Raw genomic sequence first — 2,086 nt, 5'->3', positions numbered from 1 at the left:
AGTCGGGTAATATCGTTAATGAACTGGCCCAGGCGTCAGATAAGATCGGCGAGATCATTGGTGTCATCGACGATATTGCCGATCAGACCAACCTGTTGGCCCTCAATGCCGCTATCGAAGCGGCTCGTGCCGGAGAGCAGGGACGCGGTTTCGCCGTTGTCGCTGATGAAGTTCGCAAACTGGCCGAACGGACCGGCAAAGCGACCGGCGAGATTACTGAGATGATCAAGGGCATTCAAAACGATTCCGGACGCGCCGTGACATCGATGGAAGAAGCGGGAACGATGGTTGAGGAAGGCAAGACGTTGGCCGATAAAGCCGGCGGCAGCCTGACCGAGATCAACTCAATGTCGTCTCAGGTAATGGATATGATCGTTCAGATCGCGACGGCGGCCGATCAGCAGTCGGCGGCGGCGGAGCAGATATCGAAGAACATGGAACACATCGCGACGATCACGAAGCAAACGTCGGTTGGCGCCGAGCAGTCGGCTTCTGCGGCGGAAGAACTCAATCGCCAGGCCGAAGGCATGCAGCAAATGGTCGCGCAATTTAAGGTCAAAGAAAACGCGTAATATCTGCCTAATTATTTTCGGGGGCGGGCAAATAAATTCGACGTCCGCTCCCGCATACAATCCCTAAGTCCAAAATATAAAATTTCAGCGTACATTTATTTTAAGCCCATGCCGATAATATCTTTATAGCATCATTGCGGAAAATAGGCTGGGGTATGGGTGCCAAATTAAAATATCGAAAAATTGATAACTCCAAAGTAAACGATGTTTCTCAAGGCATAACTGAGTACACTCTTCCGGAAGAACAACTCATAAAAAAAACTCATGATCTTGACGAACGAATAAAAGAGCTAAATTGCCTGTATGATTTTTTGAAATTATCCACAGATAGAAATCTAACCATAGATGAAGTCCTGCAGGAGACAGTCAATCTCATTCCCCCCTCATGGCAATATCCTGAGATAACTTGTGCCCGTTTGACTATCAACGACCGGGAATATAAGACGGAAAATTTCGAAGAAACAAGATGGAAGCAATCGGCGCCAATTATAGTTTTTGATAAACCTGCGGGTGAACTGGCAGTGTTTTATGCAGAAGAAATGCCGGAAATGGATGAGGGGCCTTTTCTCAAGGAAGAGAGGAACTTGATTAACGAACTGACGGCGGCAATCAGCAGATTTATTGAACTGAAACAATCCAATGAATTAATTCGAGAAACCAATAAAAGGTTGCATCATGAACAGGAAACCGTGAGAGCGAAAAACAATGCCCTTGAAGAAATATTAGATCAAATCGAAGGGAAAAAGCGAAAAATAGCCATAGAAATACAGTCAAATATTGACCGAATTGCCGTACCGCTTCTCGACATTCTTAAAGAAAGAATCGCTTCGGGGGATCATCACTATATTTCTCTAATAAAAAATTGTTTATCTGATATAACTTCGCCGTTTGTTGATGAATTACAGCGGAAGTATGCAAAACTAACCCCCCGTGAAATTGAAATCTGCAATATGACAAAAAACGGTTTCTCGTCAAAATCTATCGCGTCGGCGTTTAATACGTCGGTTCATACCGTCTATAATCAGAAGAAAAACATTCGAAAGAAACTGGGATTATCTCGTCAGGGGATAAATCTGGCAGTCTATCTTAAGAATTTGAAATAATACTCATTCCCGGATTAAAATTGAATGGCGAAAGATTGGCTATAAGGCATAGCCAATCAATAGCCGATTAATCATTATCGATAAAATTGTCCATTTGACGAAAAATACTATCAGTAGGGTATCATCAACTTAACTTTATGAGGAGGGTTTTATGAAAACACACTATCTCTGGATTTGCACTCTTTTCGTTTTCTGTTTTTCGGGGGTATCAACGGCTCAGGATTTTGGTAAGTTGCTTGAGGCGGTCGACAAGCTGGAAGCATCGCTAAAAGAGATGGTCGTCGCTGAACAGACCCAGCGAGAAAAAGCCATTAATACTTTACGGCAGGAATTGGAAGCTTTGCAAGCCAATGTGGAGGCATTGAAGGGCAGTACGGCAATCGGTTTTGGATCGCCTGAGGAAATTTCCGA

3 protein-coding genes are annotated in these 2,086 nt (G+C 44.1%); all 3 read left to right on the top strand.

Translation table 11 applies throughout. The annotated features are described in order from the left end of the window. The coding region (locus tag V3V99_00065; GenBank protein MEE9441054.1) for a methyl-accepting chemotaxis protein at positions 1-572 on the top strand (572 nt) is incomplete at its 5' end. A 155-nt stretch (positions 573-727) separates the two neighbouring features. Next, entirely contained in the window at positions 728-1,675 is a 948-nt protein-coding gene (locus tag V3V99_00060; GenBank protein MEE9441053.1) for a LuxR C-terminal-related transcriptional regulator, read from the top strand. A 151-nt stretch (positions 1,676-1,826) separates the two neighbouring features. Continuing rightward, positions 1,827-2,086: hypothetical protein (locus tag V3V99_00055; GenBank protein ID MEE9441052.1), on the top strand; the 260-nt coding region annotated here is incomplete at its 3' end.

Source organism: Candidatus Zixiibacteriota bacterium, assembly GCA_036480375.1.
Taxonomy (GTDB): Bacteria; Zixibacteria; MSB-5A5; order GN15; family JAAZOE01; genus JAZGGI01.
This window is presented reverse-complemented; position numbering and strand designations above follow the sequence as displayed.